The organism is Mesorhizobium sp. M0800 (assembly GCF_040320095.1).
Taxonomy (GTDB): Bacteria; Pseudomonadota; Alphaproteobacteria; order Rhizobiales; family Rhizobiaceae; genus Mesorhizobium.
In genome coordinates this window covers 62,226-80,773 of record NZ_JAMYOZ010000015.1, presented here as the reverse complement: position 1 = coordinate 80,773, position 18,548 = coordinate 62,226, and the positions used below count along the sequence as shown (strand labels likewise).

Annotated in this window: 25 protein-coding genes; 23 read left to right on the top strand and 2 right to left on the bottom strand. The window is 60.3% G+C overall.

What is annotated here, in order from left to right; translation table 11 throughout:
• Positions 1-11: 11 nt before the first annotated feature.
• From sctQ to NKI18_RS18755, 6 genes are all read left to right on the top strand, one after another.
• Complete coding sequence (sctQ, locus tag NKI18_RS18780; RefSeq protein WP_352618681.1) at positions 12-1,133, top strand: type III secretion system cytoplasmic ring protein SctQ; 1,122 nt, start codon at positions 12-14, stop codon at positions 1,131-1,133.
• Positions 1,126-1,779 carry a type III secretion system export apparatus subunit SctR gene (gene sctR / locus NKI18_RS18775; protein ID WP_352618678.1) on the top strand — a complete coding sequence of 218 codons (654 nt, stop codon included), beginning with the start codon at positions 1,126-1,128 and terminating at the stop codon, positions 1,777-1,779. Before sctQ ends, sctR begins: the two co-directional genes overlap by 8 nt.
• 17 nt (positions 1,780-1,796) lie before the next feature.
• Entirely contained in the window at positions 1,797-2,066 is a 270-nt protein-coding gene (locus NKI18_RS18770) for an EscS/YscS/HrcS family type III secretion system export apparatus protein (protein WP_352454247.1), read from the top strand.
• A 9-nt stretch (positions 2,067-2,075) separates the two neighbouring features.
• The gene (gene sctT, locus NKI18_RS18765) at positions 2,076-2,891 is read left to right on the top strand and encodes a type III secretion system export apparatus subunit SctT (protein ID WP_352618675.1); all 816 of its coding nucleotides are present in this window, start codon (positions 2,076-2,078) and stop codon (positions 2,889-2,891) included.
• Positions 2,892-2,957: 66 nt separating this feature from the next.
• Positions 2,958-3,896 carry a D-glutamate cyclase family protein gene (locus NKI18_RS18760; protein WP_352618673.1) on the top strand — a complete coding sequence of 313 codons (939 nt, stop codon included), beginning with the start codon at positions 2,958-2,960 and terminating at the stop codon, positions 3,894-3,896.
• Between the two features lie 143 nt (positions 3,897-4,039).
• On the top strand, positions 4,040-4,897 hold the full coding sequence (locus NKI18_RS18755) for a protein-L-isoaspartate O-methyltransferase family protein (RefSeq protein ID WP_352618670.1): 858 nt from the start codon (positions 4,040-4,042) through the stop codon (positions 4,895-4,897).
• Positions 4,898-5,322: 425 nt separating this feature from the next.
• Here the strand turns inward: NKI18_RS18755 and NKI18_RS18750 are convergent, their stop codons facing one another.
• Positions 5,323-5,613 carry a glutathione S-transferase N-terminal domain-containing protein gene (locus NKI18_RS18750; protein ID WP_352618667.1) on the bottom strand — a complete coding sequence of 97 codons (291 nt, stop codon included), beginning with the start codon at positions 5,611-5,613 and terminating at the stop codon, positions 5,323-5,325.
• Between the two features lie 346 nt (positions 5,614-5,959).
• Here NKI18_RS18750 and NKI18_RS18745 point away from each other — a divergent pair, with 346 nt between their 5' ends.
• The 14 genes from NKI18_RS18745 to NKI18_RS18680 all read left to right on the top strand — a co-directional run bounded on the left by NKI18_RS18745 (position 5,960) and on the right by NKI18_RS18680 (position 15,953).
• Complete coding sequence (locus tag NKI18_RS18745) at positions 5,960-7,090, top strand: coiled-coil domain-containing protein (RefSeq protein ID WP_353020237.1); 1,131 nt, start codon at positions 5,960-5,962, stop codon at positions 7,088-7,090.
• Positions 7,091-7,130: 40 nt separating this feature from the next.
• Positions 7,131-7,859 (top strand): hypothetical protein, encoded by a 729-nt coding sequence (locus NKI18_RS18740; RefSeq protein ID WP_352618661.1) that lies wholly within the window; start codon positions 7,131-7,133, stop codon positions 7,857-7,859.
• 700 nt (positions 7,860-8,559) lie between these two features.
• Positions 8,560-8,736 (top strand): hypothetical protein, encoded by a 177-nt coding sequence (locus tag NKI18_RS18735; protein ID WP_023679277.1) that lies wholly within the window; start codon positions 8,560-8,562, stop codon positions 8,734-8,736.
• Between the two features lie 4 nt (positions 8,737-8,740).
• Positions 8,741-8,986, top strand: coding sequence for a DUF982 domain-containing protein (locus NKI18_RS18730; protein ID WP_352618658.1), 246 nt, complete (start codon positions 8,741-8,743; stop codon positions 8,984-8,986).
• 259 nt (positions 8,987-9,245) lie between these two features.
• Entirely contained in the window at positions 9,246-9,458 is a 213-nt protein-coding gene (locus NKI18_RS18725) for a DUF982 domain-containing protein (protein WP_353020234.1), read from the top strand.
• Between the two features lie 8 nt (positions 9,459-9,466).
• Entirely contained in the window at positions 9,467-9,709 is a 243-nt protein-coding gene (locus tag NKI18_RS18720) for a DUF982 domain-containing protein (RefSeq protein ID WP_352618652.1), read from the top strand.
• A gap of 8 nt (positions 9,710-9,717) precedes the next feature.
• Positions 9,718-10,053 (top strand): DUF982 domain-containing protein, encoded by a 336-nt coding sequence (locus NKI18_RS18715; protein ID WP_352618649.1) that lies wholly within the window; start codon positions 9,718-9,720, stop codon positions 10,051-10,053.
• An 81-nt stretch (positions 10,054-10,134) separates the two neighbouring features.
• The gene (locus NKI18_RS18710) at positions 10,135-10,815 is read left to right on the top strand and encodes a TetR/AcrR family transcriptional regulator (protein WP_353020232.1); all 681 of its coding nucleotides are present in this window, start codon (positions 10,135-10,137) and stop codon (positions 10,813-10,815) included.
• A 116-nt stretch (positions 10,816-10,931) separates the two neighbouring features.
• The gene (locus NKI18_RS18705) at positions 10,932-11,795 is read left to right on the top strand and encodes a TauD/TfdA dioxygenase family protein (RefSeq protein ID WP_352490782.1); all 864 of its coding nucleotides are present in this window, start codon (positions 10,932-10,934) and stop codon (positions 11,793-11,795) included.
• 24 nt (positions 11,796-11,819) lie between these two features.
• Positions 11,820-12,767, top strand: coding sequence for a carbohydrate ABC transporter permease (locus tag NKI18_RS18700; RefSeq protein WP_084641568.1), 948 nt, complete (start codon positions 11,820-11,822; stop codon positions 12,765-12,767).
• Entirely contained in the window at positions 12,757-13,593 is an 837-nt protein-coding gene (locus NKI18_RS18695; RefSeq protein ID WP_352618643.1) for a carbohydrate ABC transporter permease, read from the top strand. The genes NKI18_RS18700 and NKI18_RS18695 overlap by 11 nt, the downstream gene beginning before the upstream one ends.
• 28 nt (positions 13,594-13,621) lie before the next feature.
• On the top strand, positions 13,622-14,911 hold the full coding sequence (locus NKI18_RS18690) for an ABC transporter substrate-binding protein (RefSeq protein WP_352618640.1): 1,290 nt from the start codon (positions 13,622-13,624) through the stop codon (positions 14,909-14,911).
• A 393-nt stretch (positions 14,912-15,304) separates the two neighbouring features.
• Positions 15,305-15,880 carry an FAD-dependent monooxygenase gene (locus tag NKI18_RS18685; protein ID WP_352618786.1) on the top strand — a complete coding sequence of 192 codons (576 nt, stop codon included), beginning with the start codon at positions 15,305-15,307 and terminating at the stop codon, positions 15,878-15,880.
• Positions 15,813-15,953 carry an aromatic-ring hydroxylase C-terminal domain-containing protein gene (locus NKI18_RS18680; RefSeq protein ID WP_352618783.1) on the top strand — a complete coding sequence of 47 codons (141 nt, stop codon included), beginning with the start codon at positions 15,813-15,815 and terminating at the stop codon, positions 15,951-15,953. Before NKI18_RS18685 ends, NKI18_RS18680 begins: the two co-directional genes overlap by 68 nt.
• Before the next feature lie 202 nt (positions 15,954-16,155).
• Here the strand turns inward: NKI18_RS18680 and NKI18_RS18675 are convergent, their stop codons facing one another.
• Positions 16,156-16,629 carry a phosphatidylglycerophosphatase A family protein gene (locus NKI18_RS18675; RefSeq protein WP_353020231.1) on the bottom strand — a complete coding sequence of 158 codons (474 nt, stop codon included), beginning with the start codon at positions 16,627-16,629 and terminating at the stop codon, positions 16,156-16,158.
• 274 nt (positions 16,630-16,903) lie between these two features.
• Between NKI18_RS18675 and NKI18_RS18670 the strand changes: the two genes are divergently transcribed.
• The 3 genes from NKI18_RS18670 (at position 16,904) to NKI18_RS18660 (ending at position 18,513) form a co-directional block, all read left to right on the top strand.
• Positions 16,904-17,530, top strand: coding sequence for a CDP-alcohol phosphatidyltransferase family protein (locus NKI18_RS18670; RefSeq protein ID WP_352618634.1), 627 nt, complete (start codon positions 16,904-16,906; stop codon positions 17,528-17,530).
• A 69-nt stretch (positions 17,531-17,599) separates the two neighbouring features.
• Complete coding sequence (locus NKI18_RS18665) at positions 17,600-18,034, top strand: antitoxin Xre-like helix-turn-helix domain-containing protein (RefSeq protein ID WP_352570002.1); 435 nt, start codon at positions 17,600-17,602, stop codon at positions 18,032-18,034.
• Entirely contained in the window at positions 18,031-18,513 is a 483-nt protein-coding gene (locus tag NKI18_RS18660; protein WP_352618631.1) for an RES family NAD+ phosphorylase, read from the top strand. Before NKI18_RS18665 ends, NKI18_RS18660 begins: the two co-directional genes overlap by 4 nt.
• The last annotated feature ends 35 nt before the right edge of the window (positions 18,514-18,548 follow it).

The following is an 18,548-nucleotide window of genomic DNA, read 5'->3' as shown; positions in this document are numbered from 1 at the left end:
TGATCGTGAATATGGATGTGATGCCCCAAGCCTTTGCGTCGGGAAAAACGAGAGCGCAGGTAAAGTCGGCAAAACGCAAGGCCTCACGGTCGAGCGTTGGCGAGCGGCTGGTGCTGAACTCTGTTGCGTCTATCGACGTTGAGGCATTGAACGCCTTCTACCGCCGGCGCGCGCACGCGGAAATCACGATCGCGGGCAGGGCGGTGGCGATTGCCGCCGTCTGGCCGGCGCCGAACCCTGCGGACCAGCGGTGGTACACCATTGCGTTCTCCGTCGGAGACACGATGGGCAAATTGCGCCTGCCGCTTTCCGCGGTCGAAAGAGGCTTCGCCAGGGCAGGCGAACTGGTCGACATGAAGCGGCTGGCCCCCTCCCACGCCGCACTGCTGCTGGAATCCGCGTTTGAAGAGGATCTCGGATGGATTGAGGCCAAGCTGGGCGACAGTATCGCGCTCACCTCGGTCACACAAACAGAAGCAGTTTCGGTTTCGGGCGAGACCCCGTTGGCTTTTGTCCTGACCGACAACCAGGAGACGATTGACTGCGTCTTGAACACGAGTGACGCCAGCCTGGCGGTTCGGATCGGCCGTCTTTTTGACGAGATCGCCAAGGCCAGACCGCCGATCCCGGCCGAATTTCCTTTGCCGATCTGCCTTCGGCGTGGCGCACTCAAAGTAACCCTTGGCGAGCTGAAAAGCCTCCAGGCTGGCGACGTGGTGCTTTTCAGGAATGAGGCGGAAGAACGCAACGCGGCACTCATCATTGCCGAGCACCTTTATGCATCGGTGGCCCTGACTGCCGCCGGGCCGCAATTGCTTGCCGCGCCGACCCCCATCGCCGGATCCAATTGGGAGTGGACCATGAATCAGAACTCGCCGCCGTCAGTTGGCCAGACCTTGGAAGAGTCAACTCTGGACGAGTTGCCGGTTGTACTCGCTTTCGAAATCGGCCGCACGGCAATGCCTCTCGGAGAGGTGAGGCTGCTTGCGCCCGGCGCCATCGTTCCGCTCCCCGATGTAACGGAGGCGATTGTCGACATCATCGCCAACGGTAAACGTGTTGGCAGTGGCGAGATCGTGCGGATTGGGGAAAGCCTGGGCGTGCGAATCGTTCGTATGTTCGATAATGCTTGAGAATTCGCCCAATCTCCTTGGTATTCTGATCGCCGTCGGCTTCGTCGGGTTGCTGCCTCTGGCGGTGGTCACGATGACGGGGTTCTTGAAGATTTCGGTCGTGCTGTTTCTCATCCGCAATGCACTCGGCGTCCAGCAGATGCCACCCAATCTGGTGCTGTACGGCATAGCGCTTGTGCTCACCGTCTATGTCACGACACCGTTGCTGAGCGAGATGTCTGGCCGACTTCAGGAAGGGCAAGTTCAGTTCCAGACGACCGACGACCTCGCCAGGGCAGCGCAACTGGTCAAGGAACCACTGCAGCGACACCTTATGAAATTCACTCAGCCGCAGGAGCGGCAGTTTTTTCTCGATGGAACGAGCCGCCTTTGGCCGGAACAGGCGCGGCAGAACCTGAAGGACGACGATCTCTCGATCCTTGTTCCGGCCTTTGTTGCGTCCGAGCTTACCCGAGCCTTCGAGATCGGTTTCCTGCTTTACCTTCCTTTCCTCATCATCGACATCGTTGTCGCCAATATCCTGATGACGCTCGGCATGATCATGGTCTCGCCGGTCCTTATTTCGATTCCCCTGAAACTGTTCCTTTTCGTCGCCATAGATGGCTGGTCGCGGCTGATGCATGGCCTGATCCTGAGTTACGGCTGACGACATGGCGGGTACGCATGAACAATGACTTCATCCTGGCGAAGGTCCAAAGCGCGCTTTTGACGGTGCTGTTCGCGTCCAGCCCAGCGATCATTGCGGCACTGGCGGTCGGCATCCTCGTCGGCCTTGCCCAGGCGCTGACACAGATTCAGGACCAGTCGCTGCCGCAGACGATCAAGCTTGTCGTGATCCTGCTAGTCATCATCGTCTTAGGTCCTGTGCTTGGCCAGCAGATCGCGCAGCAGGCATCGACGGCTCTGGACGAATTCCCCGTCGTCACACGTTGAGGCACGCGGGTGCCGGTCGAACCACTCTTCGCGTCTGTCAAAGACCTTCAGGTCTATCTCCTGGCAGGCGCTTTCGCGCTCGCACGCGTGGGTGGTTTCATGCTTCTGATGCCGCTGTTTTCGCGTGTGCCGCTATCAGGGCTTCTGCGCAATGGCGTGGCATTGGCGCTGGCAGTTCCAATCTTTCCAATGGTCGTGAGCAAGCTGACGAACAGCGACATCACGACCACGATGATTGCAGCCTACATTCTCAAGGAGGTTGTGGTCGGCGTAACGCTCGGGCTGTGTATGGGGATACCGTTCTGGGCAGCAGAGGCTGCCGGTGACGTCCTCGACCTGCAGCGGGGCTCTACGATGGGGACGCTGATCGACCCTATGATGACGCACGAGACGAGTGCTACCGGCACCTTGCTCGCGGTCATCATGGTCACAATCTACCTGGCTGCCGGCGGCCTGCAGCTTTCCCTGACCAGTCTCTACGAGAGCTACGGCCTGTGGCCGATCGACAGTCTTCTGCCTGTATTCAGCAAGGATGCTGCAGGAATATTCCTGCGTCTGCTGAATCGCATCATGGCGATGGCGCTGACCCTCGTTTTCCCGCTCATCATCAGCATGCTCCTGTCCGACATTGTGCTGGCTTTCCTGGCGCGGGCCTCTCCGCACCTGAATGTTTTTGCACTGTCGCTGATCGTGAAGACGCTGGTGTTCAGTCTCGTCTTTGTACTCTACGCGGCTTTCCTGCTCTTCTACATGAACCGCGATCTTGGTTTCCTGCATGAGGCAAGCCGACAGATAGAAGCGATCGGCTGCCGCGAGTGTCAATGAGAATAAATATGAGCAAAAGCTAATAAAAAGCGCCATCCTTCGCCGGCCAATAAATACGATTTATCAATGAGGAAAGATTCTGATGATTTGACAAGCGGCAGACCCGCCGATGATCTTACGCGCTCTCGACGTGTCGTTGAAACGCGCATTCCGTTGGAAGCCATGGCTCGCCCGATCACTTTACCGATCTACGAGGATTTGCGAATGGTCGATGCGGGCAGATTGCGCAGACTCGTCAGGATGGGTGCCTATGAAGGGCATACAGGAGGGCTTGCGCGCGGCAAGCTCCAGGCCAACGTCGTGATTGTGTCGCGCAGCTTTGCCGCCGATTTCTATCAGTTTTGTGTCCGCAATCCGAAACCCTGCCCTTTGGTCGGTGTGAGCCGTGCGGGCAGCCCATTTCTGCCTGCGCTGGGCGATATCGATATCCGGACCGATGCACCACAGTACACCATCTATCACTTCGGCGAGATGATCCGCCAGACCACAGACATCATCGACCTGTGGCGAGATGACTTTGCGGCCTTCGCGCTCGGCAGTTCGCTCACCGTCGAGGCCGCACTTGTCGAACGAGGCGTGAAACTCCGGCGTATCGGCCATGGAAAAACCGCCCCCAAGTTCCGCACCAAGATCGAGACGTCCCAAGTCGGACCGTTCGGTGGCGAAATGGTCGTCTCCATGCGTCCGATACGGCATAGCGAAGTCGACAAGGTTCGCGTGCTCACCGCGCGCTTTCCGCATGCGCACGGGTCTCCCATCCATGTCGGAGAGCCCACGACGGTCGGCATCCGAAATTTGATGGCTCCCGACTGGGGTGATGCCGTCGAAGTCTTGGACGGGGAGATCCCTGTATTCTGGGCGAGCAGCCTGACCGCCCAAGACGCTCTTGCTCGTGCCGAACTCGCGATCTCCATCACAGTCTCGCCGGGCCATATGCTGATCACCGACGTGGATGCACGAGCGCTGTCTTGGCCTAATTTAGAACTTGGCGCGAGCTTGCAATGATCGTGCTCAAGTCGGAGCTTGCGTGATCCAACGGCTCCGAATCACTTCGACTGCAGGGCGGACGCGAGGATAGGCACCCTTTGCCGCCGTTCGGTTTTCTGAGAGCATGACTCGGGTACGCGCAATCCGGGAGCCGATATTCCATGCCGACAAGAACCGATGCCAGTGAAGCGCGCCGATGGTTTGCCGAAGACCTGCGTGTCGCGTCACCGGTCTTGCACAACCCTGCGGTCATCGAGGCCTTCGCAAAGGTTCCGCGCGAACAGTATCTTGGCGACGGGCCATGGCGTATCCATTCGAGATTGCAAATCGGGGCGGTCCATACCAGCCCTTCAGCCGCACTTCATGAGATTTACCACGACGTTCTGGTCTTGCTTGACGAAAAACGCGGACTGAACAGCGGCTTGCCGTCGCTTTGGGCATTGGTTTTCGACCATCTGAACATCACTCCCGGCCAGACCGTCCTTCAGGTGGGCGCCGGTGTCGGCTATTTCACCGCCATCCTCGCTGAACTGACGGGTTCTCAAGGACGCGTGATTGCCTATGAGATCGACGAAGAACTAGCCCGGCGCGCGCAAGGCAATCTCGCTCATTATGCGCACGTCGAAGTGACGTCCGGTGATGCAACGCAGGCGGTTGATCTGCCAGACCTCGATGTGATTGTCGCCTTTGCCGGAGTGACGCACGTGCCGGAACGGTGGCTTTCAAATTTGTCCGACGCTGGCCGGATGGCATTGCCGTTCACGGGTGAAGACCGACGAGGTTTCATGATGCTTCTGCAAAGGGCTGGCGATACGTTTCCCGTACGATCACTTGTGCCATGCGGGTTTTACCCCTGCAGCGGAGCCAGGCGCAGTGACGAAGAAAAGGCCTTGATGGTCGCCCTCAAGGCTGCGCGAGGCAAGGTCACCCGTCTCGCGCAATATCACCGAGGGCGACCAAAAAATGGCATCGAGAACGCTTGGTTGGTGACCGACACATACTGGATTTCGAAAGCCTAGAGATCGATGTCGATCTTGCGTGTCACCGTCGTAGCGTGCGGCACGGCGTTCCACGAGCGATTTATGCCGTCGGGAGCAGTCCGAAACATCATTGCGTCCGAAATTTCCCCGATCCGCGCGCGCGGATCGCGGCCGCGGTCCTGGCCGGCTGCAGCGCAGGCTTTCTCTTGGCTTCGAGAATGCTTGGCTGATGACCGACACATGCTGGATTCGAAAGCCTGGCGATCGATATCAATCTCGCGTGTCACCGTCGTAGGGTGTGGCACGCATTGAAGGGCGTTGCACGAAGGATCTATACCGTCAGTCGTGGCCTCCCCTGCAAGAAGTCGGGCAATCTCCGGAATTCCAGCCAGCTTAGACAACAGGCGAGCGCGATGTGGCCGACATTCAGCGGCGCGTCGAATTCGACCTCGCGTTCCACAAAGTTATAGAATTTCGATGAGCTTCATCGTCATGCCTGCGCCCAAGGCAGGGTAACGCAGATGTTCAGGGCGGCGCTCGTTTTCCCAGCGGATGGAAATGCCTGCGTCGTACATGCCGCCGGCGAGCGCCTGGAGGCGCAAGGCGGACCATTTTGCTCGCCCTCTTTCGGGGATGAGCCGACGACTGCTTTCGAGATCGTCGAGATAGCCGCAGATTACGCTCGAATCGAAGATCGTATAACCGTCATTGAGAACGAGAACGGGCACTTTGCCAAGCGGATTGATCGCAAACACATCCTCGTTGCGATTGATGGGGCTCGTCCTCCTCCAGAGCGTGACCTCCAGTATCTTGGAGGCTCTGGAGTGACCAGACAGAGCCGTTTTGAGCAGGGCAGCCTTTCGGGGTTTCAGACAACCCCCAGAGTAAATGAACGAAAGTTCCGTTCGTTCGAATGATGATAAGTAAGGAAATAGGAGACAGGCTTTACGCCTTATTCGGTGCCTTGGCGTTGCCGAGGGTGCTTCACTAGCATTGATCCAGCGCCGCGCGCATAAGTGGAGAATACAATAGCGGTGAGGCCGCGGTCGGTGAGGTTCAGTGATGAATCATCTGCAGATACGCGGCAGGGGGTGTAGCGCCATGCTATCCCTCGTTCCGTTATGCCTCGTTCTGCTGTTGGCATCTCCGGCAAATAGTCAGTTGGCGCCCGAAGCGTCAGCTGTTGCCGCAGCTAACGACAGCTCGTCGGTCGTGGTTTCCGAACACACCGAGGTCGGCAAAGAATCCGGCAAGCCACAACCGAGCACGCTCGGATCCTATATATCTAGAGAGCTGGTGCTCAGCGAAACACAGGCACTCAAGGAGGGCGCGCTAACGCCGCTCGGCGAGCATGAAGTGGCTTTACGCCGCGAGTTGGCCGCAGCACGAGCGGAGCTAGACGTTATGCAGCGCGGCGTACGTGATCTAAGCGCCCAAGCACACGTGCTGGCAGACACGGTGGCTGAGCAAGCACAAGCCCTAAAAGAGCAGCAACGAACAGAGGAAGCGCTCGGGCTCGATCTGGAGACGGCGCAGCGCGTTATCGAAAGCTACAGGGCCGAAGCCAGTCTCTGGAACAGCGAGGAGGCTGCCGCGCCTGGAGCACCCCCCTCTAAGGACGCCTCCCAGCTTGCTGCGAAGCGAGCGCTTGATGACGAGCGGCACAAGGTCGAGCTCTTGGAACAAGAACTTGCCACGGCTCGCCAAACGATCGATGCTCTTAAGGCAGGCGCAAATCTGGCAGCCGTCGAGCAGGCCAACGCCATAAGGGAGCGACAGGTGGCCGAGGCCGCTCTAAAGCAGGCTCGAGAAACACTCGAGCTGGGATGCGAACGAGCAGATTCAGCTGTACGTGCCCTCGATATTGTTCGCCAGGAACGCGATGCTTTAAAGCAGAACTCGATAGAATTGAGTGCGGCGCTCGACCAAGAGCGTGAAAGGGCTATCGGTCTAGCCCGCAGCCTCAGTGCCGCGCGTGAGGCAATTGATATTGTCAAGGGTAAGCGTCGCACTGCGGCTGCGGAGCGCGCGCCGAAAGCACGTACCCCCGCGAGTGCACATGCAAGTAGGCTATCGCGTTCGGGCTTCCAACCAGTCCGTACACCGGGCTTGCCGGAAAAACAGAAAGTGAAGGTCCAAAAGTCACCGCAACCTGTTCTGCTGTCAACCATCGCTCTTCCCGCCGCATTGCTCCCAACGCGACCACCGAAAAAGCTCGACCTAGGCCAGTGAAGAATAGTGAGCGAAATGTATGCCGCAGGGGAGTATGATAATGAAAAAATACGTCGCAGCCGCGTTGACGATCGGGATCGCAATCGGGCCTGCCTCGGCTCTTGATGCAGGTGTAGGCGGCAATGTTGGCGGTGCCGGGGTCGGTGCTGGAGTGAGTGCCGGTTCGCAAGGCGTATCTGTGGGGGTGGGCACGAGCGTCGACGGTGTAGGCGGAGCAAGCGTTGGAGCTTCGGTCGGCGCAGATGACGGCTCAGTCGACGCAAGCGTTAGTGCCAGCGGCACCGTAGGTGACACAGGCGGAGGGATTTCGACGGATGTCGGTGTGGGCGACGATCCAGCCGCCGAAAACGAATCGGTTACCGCTCCCGGTAGTCCGGCCGCAGCCACCACAGCCACTGCCTCTCCCAAGCCCGCCAGGCAATCGATCGTCCTGCCACCCGTCCTCCTGCCCTCTAAACCTGGTGACGGTGGGTCCGAGCGGGTCACCAAGGGCTATCCCGCTGAGTTTCTGGCACCGCTGAAAGCGAAAACCGGTACGCCAGCCGCAGTGGTGCGCGCCTGCCGCGCGGCGATCGTGTCCGCTGCGACGCCGCTTGGCGCCGTCCGTGTCCACGCGGTAAGCGCAGGTGCCTTGCGTCAACGTCGAGGCGCACTCACGGCGCCGATCGAGGTGCGAATAGACTACGCTAGACAAGGTGGCATCGAAGTCCGGCAGGCGCAAGTCAGTTGTCGCCTCGATGCGTCGGGCAGGGTCACTGCAATAATATAGCAGCCAAGCCTGTAAGAGGGACACACGGCGCTTAGCCGAGGTCGCTCGTGTTGGCTCGGTGATCAACCAGCGCCCGCGAGTGTGAGTTTCCTAGCCTCGACCTGTGGCCGCGCGCGCGTGCGTACTGGTCGCAAGACCTATCAAGAAGCGGACTCGCTGATATCGGAACAATCCTGACGAAGCATCGGCAGCCTTTGTCCCTAGACGGTGCGCCTGCCGTGCCCAAGCCCTCTTGGCGCACCGCCCAGGTGATCGTCATGACCAATGACAACCATGCTGTCCCCCAGTCGTCGGGTTGGGCAGGAACGGCTTGCGAACGCCGCGACATCGTCCATCTCGAGCGTCCCTTCATGGCATGCCTTGCAGGGAGTCACTTCCCCGCCCTTCGGTCGCCACTTGCCATCGAACAGACCCTTGGCGGCACGTGGTCGATGTCGACGCCGCGAGCCGATCCGGCACAATAGATGCAGAACGGCTGCTGGCTGCGTAACTTCTGGCTCAGGCTCACGATGTTGGGTTCCAACTTCTCTGACGGGGATTGTTAGGGCCTCGCCAGTGGGAAACGAAGGGCGCGCGGGGGGCCTCGCGCGAGCCAGTTATCCGATCACCCGCCCAGATTTTTGTATCAAACATTCTGGCCCCCTTAAGGAACAAATCCGCTCGAGGTGCAGTTCGGTCCTTTTAAGATGTAGGCCCGAATGTGGTTGAAATCGATAAAGCCAAACAGAAGGTTATTGCCGAAATTGTGCGGCGGTGGATCACCTCAGAGGTAATCCGCAATTACCTTCGCAACCTGCTAAATCTGCGTGTAGAACGGGAACTGCGGGCTGAGCAAAGGTATTTGCTGGAGGAACTTGATAAGGTCGACAAAGAGTGACCGCATGACCCTCCACTGGTTCAACCCTCCGGTCCCCGTCAAGACCGAGCGTCCCGGGATCATCCACAACGTCAACAACGCCGAGGCAGCCGGCGAGGAGCTGATGAAGTGGACCAAGCGTGGCCCCTGCTGGGACCTCGCGGTGCGCGTTTGCATGGCCGTGATTTTCGACGAGATGGAGTCTGAGGAGGCCCGCAAGGCATTCCTGGCTGCTGCAAAAGAGGAGGGGACATTGCTCCCCCCAATGTGACAACTAGCTAAATTGGATGCGGTATAAGGTTCTAGGTGTCTCTGACCAAAACCGCCTTCGCGAAAGGAGCCCGCCGCCCGTGAGAAAGGCGACGGACCCTGCCACAGCGGCTGCACATCCGAGAAGGACCACTGCAACCTCTAAACCCGCGAGGGCCTACATCGTTCCCTTAGCTGCGGCTAAAGCGGGGTTGGTCAGCGGGCTCTTGCCGCTCTAAGTTCCCCTTATGGGTCCCCTCTGGTTCGCTCCCCCGGTCTACGTGAAGACGAAACGTCCGGGCATTCGCAATGGGGTCAGCCATGTCGAGGGAGCCGCCGAGGAACTCATGGCGTGGGACACAAAGGGCCCGAAGTGGACCAAGGCTGTCCAATCCTGCGTCGATGCATTCGAGGGCAAATCCTCCCCCCAAGAGGTCCGTGAAGCCTTCGAGGCGGCTGCCAAGGAGGCCAACGTGTATCTCTCCCCTGAGTAGGAGGTATCATGGCAACCCATTGGTTCGTCCCTCCGCTGTTCGTGAAGACTGAAACCGGTGTCAGGCATGGCTGCAACAATGCGAGGGCAGCCCTTGAGCAGCTCAAAACGTGGACCCGGAGAGGACCCTGCTGGCATAAGGCGGTGACGCTGTGCCTGTCAGATCTGGAGGGCGATTCGATTGACCCTCAGGTGGTGCGAAAGGCCTTTGAGGCTGCCGCCAAGGAAGCCAAGATGTATCTCTCCCGGTAGGAGGTGTTGTGGCAAGCCATTGGTTCTCCCCTCCGGTGTACGTCAAGACTGACCGACCTGGGGTCACCTGCCGGTGCAACAATGTCGAGGGTGCCGCCGAGGAACTCCTGAAGTGGACCAAGATGGGGCCCAAGTGGCGGAAGGCTGTGCAACTATGCATCGAAGCCGGCGAGGATCGGGCGACCCCCGAGGAGGCTCGTAAGGCCTTCGGGGCTGGTGCTAAGGAGGAGGAGGGGATGTTCGTGCGAAACGTTGAATGTCGCGAACTGGCGCAAATTAGTTCCCACCTGAGCGTAGAAGAAGATCCATGTACGACGGGTACATCCCATGACATTGTATGGTAGCAACGCTGATCGCGTCTGTGCCGACCGGCGGCGGACGGTTGCAGCACGTTTCGTATGCTGATTGTCGCGATGGCGAGCGGCATGAATTTCGGAAGGGATATGAGAGCCAACACTTCAGGATCTCCCGGCGATGAGGCGCACTCTACCCGCAGCAGAATCAAAGAGGTCGCGGCCGAGTTCTATGTCCTGCGCGGCCACGATGGTTTCAGCTTCGGCGATATAGCGACGGCAATCGGCACGACGCGCGCCAACATCCATCATCACTTCGGCAACAAGCGTCAGCTGATGGAGGAATTGATCGCGGACTTCGCCGCCAACGCCGAGGCCCGCATCAAGCGCTTCTGGACGACCCCCGATATCCGGTTCTTCGACCGTCTCGATATGCAGCTCGAGGATCTGCGCCGCTTCTACGAACGTTTCAACGCTGAGAAGGGAGCCCGCAATATGTGGAGCCCGCTTTCGCGCCTTCGCCACGACCTCCCGGTTCTCGGCGAACCAGCGGAACGTGCCCTGGAGCGCGTCAACCGGGTCTATGATCAGAGCCTGCGTCATGCGGTGGACCAGGCGGTGAAGGACGGAGAGCTTTCCTCCGACACACTCAGCGACGAGCTCGTGCACATGCTGCGCATTACCCTTCTGTCCTGTCCACCGATGACGCAGGACACCGGAAGCTTCGACGAGGTCGCCAGGACTTTCGCAGCGCTCGCCGCGATCATCCGCGCCGCTTGGCAGCATGCGGGGAAGGGCTCGGGTCGAGGCTAGACATCCGGTGGATCAAAGCGAGGGTGAGTTGACAGCCTTTGGCTTTCAAGTTACTTACTTACAGGTAAGTCAGCCCAGCCCATGATGGCGACGAGGCGCGTATTAGGGAGGGTCACGTGCTGCGCGATGATGCATTCACCCGTTTCGAGGTCAGCCCCTTCACTGGAGCGCTCGGTGCAGAAATTCGTGGGATCGATCTGGCGAGCGCGAGCGAGGATGCCTTCCAGGACGTTCGCCGCGCGCTCTACAAATATCATGCGCTCGCCGTGCGCGATCAGGAGCTTGACGCCGCCGGCGTCCACAAGGTCGCCCGCCGGTTCGGACCATTTAGCGGCAATCCGGTGCACACGCCGATCGACGGCTTCGACGATATCGTGCGCTTCGTGCGCGAGCCGGACGACACGGGCAAGGTGATCGGCGAGGACTGGCACATGGACCTCGCCTGGCTACCAAAGCCGCCAGGCATTACGATCCTCTACGGTGAAGAGGTGCCGCCGGTCGGCGGCGACACATGCTTCTCAAGTCTCGAGAAGGCATATGACTCGCTTTCGCCGCGGCTGGTCGAGATCCTGCAAGGGCTGACGGGCGTTCATAGCGGCCGCGGGGTCTTCGCCATCAACGCGGCCCACAGCCGGCTCGGCGTCAAGGCCGATGTCGAGGCGATCGAGAATGCCGTCGTCGAGCATCCTGTGATCTGTCGCCACCCCGAGACTGGCCGGCGCTATGTCTTCGTCAGCAGCGTGATGACCAATTTCAAGGGGATGACGGAAGAAGAAAGCAAGCCGATGATCGACTTCCTGATGGCGCGGGCTGTCCGGCCCGAGTTCAACTGCAGGCTGCGTTGGGAACCGAAGACGCTCGGTATGTGGAACAATCCCCATGTCCTGCACACCGCCATCAACGATTATCCCGGATATCGCCGGGTGATGTACCGAACGACGGTGGAGGGCACCGTTCCACTTGCCGCCAGGGACGGCTGACGCGCAACCGCTCAGGGAGGAGCAATGGCATTTGGTTCCGAGGCGTCCGTCGGCCATAGGGGGGAAGGGGCGGCGGAAGCGGCTGGCGAGACCAAGAGGCGGCGCTTCGCGTTTTCGCCTGCCTACCTCTATGCGACGCCCGTGCACCTCCTGGTGCTTGGGATCATCGTGCTCCCCGCGATCTTCGTCCTGTGGCTGAGTTTCGAAGCCTCGTCATTCGGCCAATCGGCAACCTTCGTTGGGTTCGATAACTATATCCGCGTCCTCACCGATCCCTATTTTTGGGGTTCGGTCTGGAACACGGTCCTCGTCGTCGCCGTTGCGGTTCATATCGAACTGCTGCTCGGCCTTGGCCTGGCCCTGCTTTTCGCCTCCGGGCTTCCCCTCCAGCGCGTCATGCTCGTCGTGGTGCTCGCTCCCTACGCCATCAGCGAGGTGACGGCGGTCGCAATGTGGCGCTTCCTGTTCGATCCAGACGTCGGCCCGATCACGCTGATGCTGCGATACACCGGTCTGCCGACGCTCGACTGGACGTTCATCCCTTCTCACGGCCTCATCCTCGTCGGCCTGCTCACGATCTGGCTGCACCTGCCATTCACATTCATCATCCTCTATGCGGCACGGCTCGCGGTTCCGAAGGAGCTCTACGAGGCTGGGCGCACCGACGGAGCCAATGCGTTCCAGCTCTTCCGCAACATCACGCTGCCGCTTCTGGCGCCAGCGATGCTGATCGCGCTGCTCTTCCGCTACATCTTCGCCTTCCGCCTCTTTTCCGAGGTCTGGCTCCTGACCCAGGGCGGCCCGGCACGCACGACCGAGGTCGTTTCCGTTTATCTTTATCAGGAAGGCTTCCGCTACAACTCGTTCGGCACGGCGGCCGCGACGGCATGGATGATGGTCGTCATCTCGCTGCTGCTTGCGACTGGCTATGTGTGGCGGCTGCGCAAGGAATCCATGGCCAATGCGTTCTAGACGTCTCGCCATCGGTGCCGGAAAGACGCTCGCTGTTGCGGCAATCGTCGTCTGGTCAGTGTTTCCGATCGGCTTCATCGTGCTCTCGTCGTTCAAACCCGGTCGCGAGATTTTCGCGGTTCCACCGGAGCTCTTCTTCGAACCGACCTTCGAGCACTACGCCTCGCTGTGGCACCGCTGGCCGGCGTTTTTCGACGGGCTCGTCAACAGCCTGGTCATCACCACCGGGGCGACGGCGCTTGCCGTCATGGCAAGTCTGCTCGCCGGTTTTGCCTACTCGCGCTATCGAGGCGTCCGTTTCCTGGAGGGATCGGTGATGTTTCTGATCGGATCGCGGCTGATCCCGCCGATCGTCGTGACGCTGCCACTGTTCCCGGTCGTCAATCGGCTCGGGCTCAACGACACCCATCTGGTGCTGATCCTGCTCTACGCGACCTTCTTCGTCTCGCTCGGCACGCTCCTGATGCGCACGTTCATTGACCAGGTACCGCGCGAACTCGACGAGGCGGCCGTCCTCGATGGCGCGCGGCCGCTGACGATCCTTGTGAAGATCATCTTGCCGCTCGTAGCGCCCGGCATGCTCGCCGTCGCCGTCTTCGTCGTCGTCTTCGCGTGGAACGAGTTTCTGTTCGCCTATATCTTCACCGCCAACCACGCCAAGACCGCGCCTCTGGTCCTTTCGGAGATGATCAGTTCGATCGATGGCGTCGACTGGGGCGTGCTCTTTGCTGCCTCTACCGTCCAATTGCTGCCGGTTCTCGTCTTCGTGGTCCTGATGAACCGGTTTCTCGTCGCCGGATTGACCGCCGGCGCGACCAAGGGGTGACGACGTCACCGAGAAAGGGAGGAAGACAATGCCTTTGCACATGACACGCAGAGCCCTGCTGACGACGGCGATGGCCGCCGGCGCGACGGGTGCCTTGGGTCGGTTGGCCCATGCCCAGGTAAAGACGCTGAACGTGCTTTGCCATCGCGTCCACCAAGCCAACCTGACGACCGGCGCCGCCGGCAATGTCATCAAGCCCTGGGAGGACAAGAACGATGCCCAGATATCCTGGACCACGCTCGACAGCAATCCGCTCCAGGACCGGCTATTCCGGGAGGCGAGCCTGAGCGAGACCGATTTCAACGTCGGCTATGTCATCGACAACCGCATGACGTCGCAGATCGCCTCGCTGTTCGAGCCGCTAGACGATCTCCGGAAAGCCGAGCCGATCGAGGATTTCGACGATATCGCCGAGGGCCTGCGCCAGTCGATGACCGTCGGCGGCAAGCTCGTCGGCGTTCCGGTGCGCCATGCTACGCAGGGGCTTTTCTACAACGAGGAGCTGCTTCAGGAGGCCGGCATTTCGGCGCCACCGAACACGCTGGAGGAGCTGGTCGAGCAGGCGAAGAAGCTGACCTTCACCTCCAGGTCCGGCACGCCCGTCGTCGGCATGATCCTTGCGAGTGACCTCGCCGTCTTCCCGGTCATGTTCGCCCGCGCCTTCGGCGGCGATTTCATCGACAAGCAGTTCAAGGTGGTCCCCGATCCGGAGGCGATGGAAAAAGGCCTGTCCGTGCTCGCCGACCTCTTCAAGGCCGGCGCGCTGCCCCGCAGCTATGCCACAACGCGCAACGACGACATGGTGACGTGGATGCAGCAGGGGCGCGCTGCCTTCGCGGTGCTGCCTTTCGCCCGCTACGCACAGCTCAACAACAAGGAACAGTCGACCGCACCGGGAAAGATCAAGGCGATCGAGTTCCCCAGCTCCAAAACCCTCGGCAGCGGTCACGAAATGCATCCGGTCGTCGAATCCTGGGCGATGGCCATTCCCGCCAATTCGACGGACAAGAAGCTCTCCTGGAGCTACATCCGCTTCGTAGCGAGCAAGGCCGCCACACTCGACATGGCGCGCAACGGCAATGGCCCCGTCCGCACCTCGACCTATGCCGAGCCGTCGTTCGCCGGGTCGCTGCCGCAGGCGAAGGTTGAGGCTGCCGCGCTCGCCAAAGCGCGACCGGCCTTCCCGGCTTTTCCGGAAGCCGCTCGCGCTCAGTCGACGTTTCTCGAGGAGGTTCAGCTCGCTGTCCTCGGTCGCAAGAGCCCGAAGGAAGCGGTCGCCGCCATTGTCGATCGCGTCAAGCCGCTGATGCCAGCGTAATCGTACGGGCCACGTCGCCAAGTCGCCTGGTACTTGCCAGGCGACCAACCGGCGAGGATCAGCACGGTCGTAAAGTGGTCGTCGGGTGAGGCGATGTTCCATGGACCTGAATTCGATCGCGCGAGCTCAGGACTGCCTGGCAGTGCGCTGGCGCAGATAGCAGGTTCATCGCACCCGCCGCCGATATCCACTACGCGGCATAGGCAATGGCCGCTGACCGTCGGCGATTCCCGATGATCGAGGTGGATGCCATGATGCCGCTTGTCGGCACGCATGGCGCACTGACTCTGTAGATGCTTTCGAGCGGCGCCGGGACGCTTATCGCTGTTACTCGATGTAGTGCACGGGCGCCGCCCCTCCGGGGGGACGTAATCAACCCTCGGACTTGCCAGCCTGTTTGCCTGGAAGCTTGCGATGGTAGCACGCGGGCATGCCGATCCATCGTTGCTGGATAGCTATGACATGGAGCGCAGGCCGGTCATCGAGGCTACGTTGGCGCAAGCGCTCGCCCGCCTACAGAAATGGTTCGACGATCCATCGAAGCGGTTGCCTCCTCCTGTTGCGATCGTCGAGGATTACGACGTGGTATTTGGCCAGCGCTACACTGCAGGCATCGTGGCTCGGGAATCCACACCGGACGATCACCCGTTCCAAAAATCCGCCAAGCTGTCGGGTCGCCCTGGCACGCGTTTACCGCATTTCGCGGTCGGGCGCGCCGGCCAGCGGATTTCGAGTCTCGATTTGTGCGATCGCGATCTTCTTCTCCTCTGCGCCGACGAAGCATGGTGTCAGGCTGCTGACGCCGTAAGCCAACGCCTCCGTATGCCGCTGACCTGCCACGCCTTGGGTGCCAATGGGGATCTGATTGACTTGGACCATCGGTGGCCTTCCGCGCTCGGGGTTGAAAGCGGCGGTCTTGGTCAGGCCGGACGGCTTTATCGCGTGGCGGTCACCGCACGGTGTGCCTGATCCCGTACAGGTGCTGATCGAAACACTTGACGGGTTTGGTTTCCGTACGCAGGCACACGAACACCATCAGTGAGCGCGCGGATGCCTCCTGCGTTCCGATGCCAAGGGCGCAGACGGCCAGCGCACGAAGCCCGGCCGCTACGACTCCCTTGCCGATCCCATCGCCTGGAATGGCTGCGATCCTATAGCTTCGCATTGCTCCGGTCCTCCCCTTGTGGCGCTAAACTCGCATGGACCATCGTGCTGGCCTTTGGCAGTGGGGCCGAATGCCGCCATTACGGCAAATGGTCAATCAAACCGTTCAGCAGGAGCAGCAGCACCCCGGCGGCCACAGCCGCAGCCGCGTCGTCCAGCATGATGCCGGCCCCACCCCTTACCTTGTCATGTGCGATACGGATGGGCCAAGGCTTGACGACGTCGAAAAACCGGAAAGCAAGGAAGCCTGCTGCCCACCAGAGCGGATCGAGGGGCAGCATGGAAAGTGTCGCGGCGGCGCCGAAGGTCTCATCGATGACGACGATCTGCGGATCCTCCGTCCCGGTACGGGAGATAACATGCGATGACGCCCATACGCCAACGGCGAACAGGGCCGCATAGGCAAGCACGGTCAGCCAAGGCGATGCAGGTATCAGAGCTGCGGCAACAGCCACTCCAACCATTGCGCCGACCGTGCCCGGCCATATTGGAGATAATCCCGCGCCAAGAGAGGTCGCGAGCAGGTAGGCAAACTTGGGTGAAAATTTATGCATCGAGTTTCGGCCGGCTTCCGACGGATGGCAAGCAATCATAGTCACATCGTTCGGGTGCGGCCGCCAGACCGCCGGCCGATTTGCTCCGTCAGCTTGGCGAGCGCCTTATTCCGCCGGCCGCATTCGCCAAAAAGAAATCGCTGTTGCGGCGAGTTGAGAATGTTGCTGAGCCCGGTCTCGGCCCGCTTTGACCAATTGGAACGGTAGCGACGGTGGAACAAACCCGCAAATTGCTGGTAAAGCTCGGTGAAACGACATCATCAGAGGAGCCGCCATGATCGCCGGTCTCATGAAAAGTCGCATCGACCCGCTATGGGAGCAGGCCGCCTCTCCGCTGATCGGGATCGGCATGACGCCGAACCAGGTTACGGCTAGCGGGCTCGTGCTCGTCGCTTTGTCGTCGGCCGCCTATGTCTATCACCATTCAAGTCTTGCCTTTGGCCTTTGCCTGGCGTTTGCCTTCACCTTCGATGCGCTGGACGGTGCGGTAGCCCGCCGGACAAATATGAGCACCAAGGCCGGTGGCTATTTCGATGCCGTCGTCGACCGTTATCAGGAATTGGCCGTCTTTGCGGCAATCGGCTGGGTCGCCGATCTGTGGGCGATCGCAATGTTCGCGTTCGCCGGCGGGATACTCACAAGTTACGCCAAGGCACGGACGGCGCTGGAAATTCCCGTAGAAAACCATGGTTGGCCGGATTTCTTCGAGCGGATGGAACGTCTGGTGTTCATTTGCGTGCTGCTCGCCGCGGACGGAGTCGCGACCGCCATGGGCGCGGCTTCGCCCTGGATTCTGGCGGGTGGGTTCGCGCTGTATGCAGTGCTGGCCAACGCCACAGCGCTACAACGGATCAGTCGTGCATTTGCGATGCTTAAACCAGCCGACGGCAACCAGCCGTGAGACCGCAAGAACGTTTGCATTCAGCCTCATGTGAGGCTGTATACTGCTTCATATGAATGGGAAGCAGAGATGTTAGCATTTGGAAATATAGCCGACGTGCTGGGGCTGTCGCCCAAGGAAACGGCTGCACGGTCGCCATTCGGGCTGATGGCTCGAATTGAAGGCGGATTGCCCATCGGCGCGCTCGAACGCGTCTCACAATTGCTGGCACCGGCCGATGCCCAATTCAAATACCGCCTCGTTCCAAAGGCAACCTATGAACGTCGCAAGAGGGGCGCTCTTCGACTGTCTTCGGAGGAGGGCATGCGGGTGGCACGGGTGGCTCGTGCATGGGACTTGGCCCTCGACGTCTGGAAGATCGAAGATGAGGCTCGTGACTTTCTATTTCGACCTCATCCCATGCTGGAAGACCGACGCCCGATCGAAATGGTCATCCGAAACGAGATCGGCGCCGAGCTGGTGATCGATATCCTTGCAGGCCTGAAATACGGCACTGCCGCTTGACGGCGCAGATACTCGATCGGACGCTGCCGTGCTTCAGGATCGGCGATCCTGCCGGCATCTATCCGATCTTTGACGCGACGGGCTCGACGATCGCGCCCGGCCGCTGGAACACGCCTGGCAGCCCAGTGATTTACACCAGCGAGCACTATTCGACAGCGTTGCTGGAAAAGCTGGTGCACGGCAGCGGCAGACTGCCGCCCAACCAGCACTACGTCCAGATCATGGTTCCGCGCGGGCTAAGCTACGAGATATTTTCGCAGCCGTCGCTGCCGGGGTGGGATATGATGCCGGCAAAGGTGAGCAAGGAATTCGGCGAGACGTGGTATGTCGAGCGCCGCAGCGCGGTCTTGATCGTGCCAAGCGTCGTGGCTCGCCTCGACAACAACGTGTTGATCAATCCGACCCATCCGGAGTTTGCCTTGATCACAGCCAGCCTGCATCAACCCGTATATTGGGACAGTCGCCTGTTCGGCTCCTGAGCAGGTCAGGAGGGGCAGGTTCCTGCCTGCGGCGT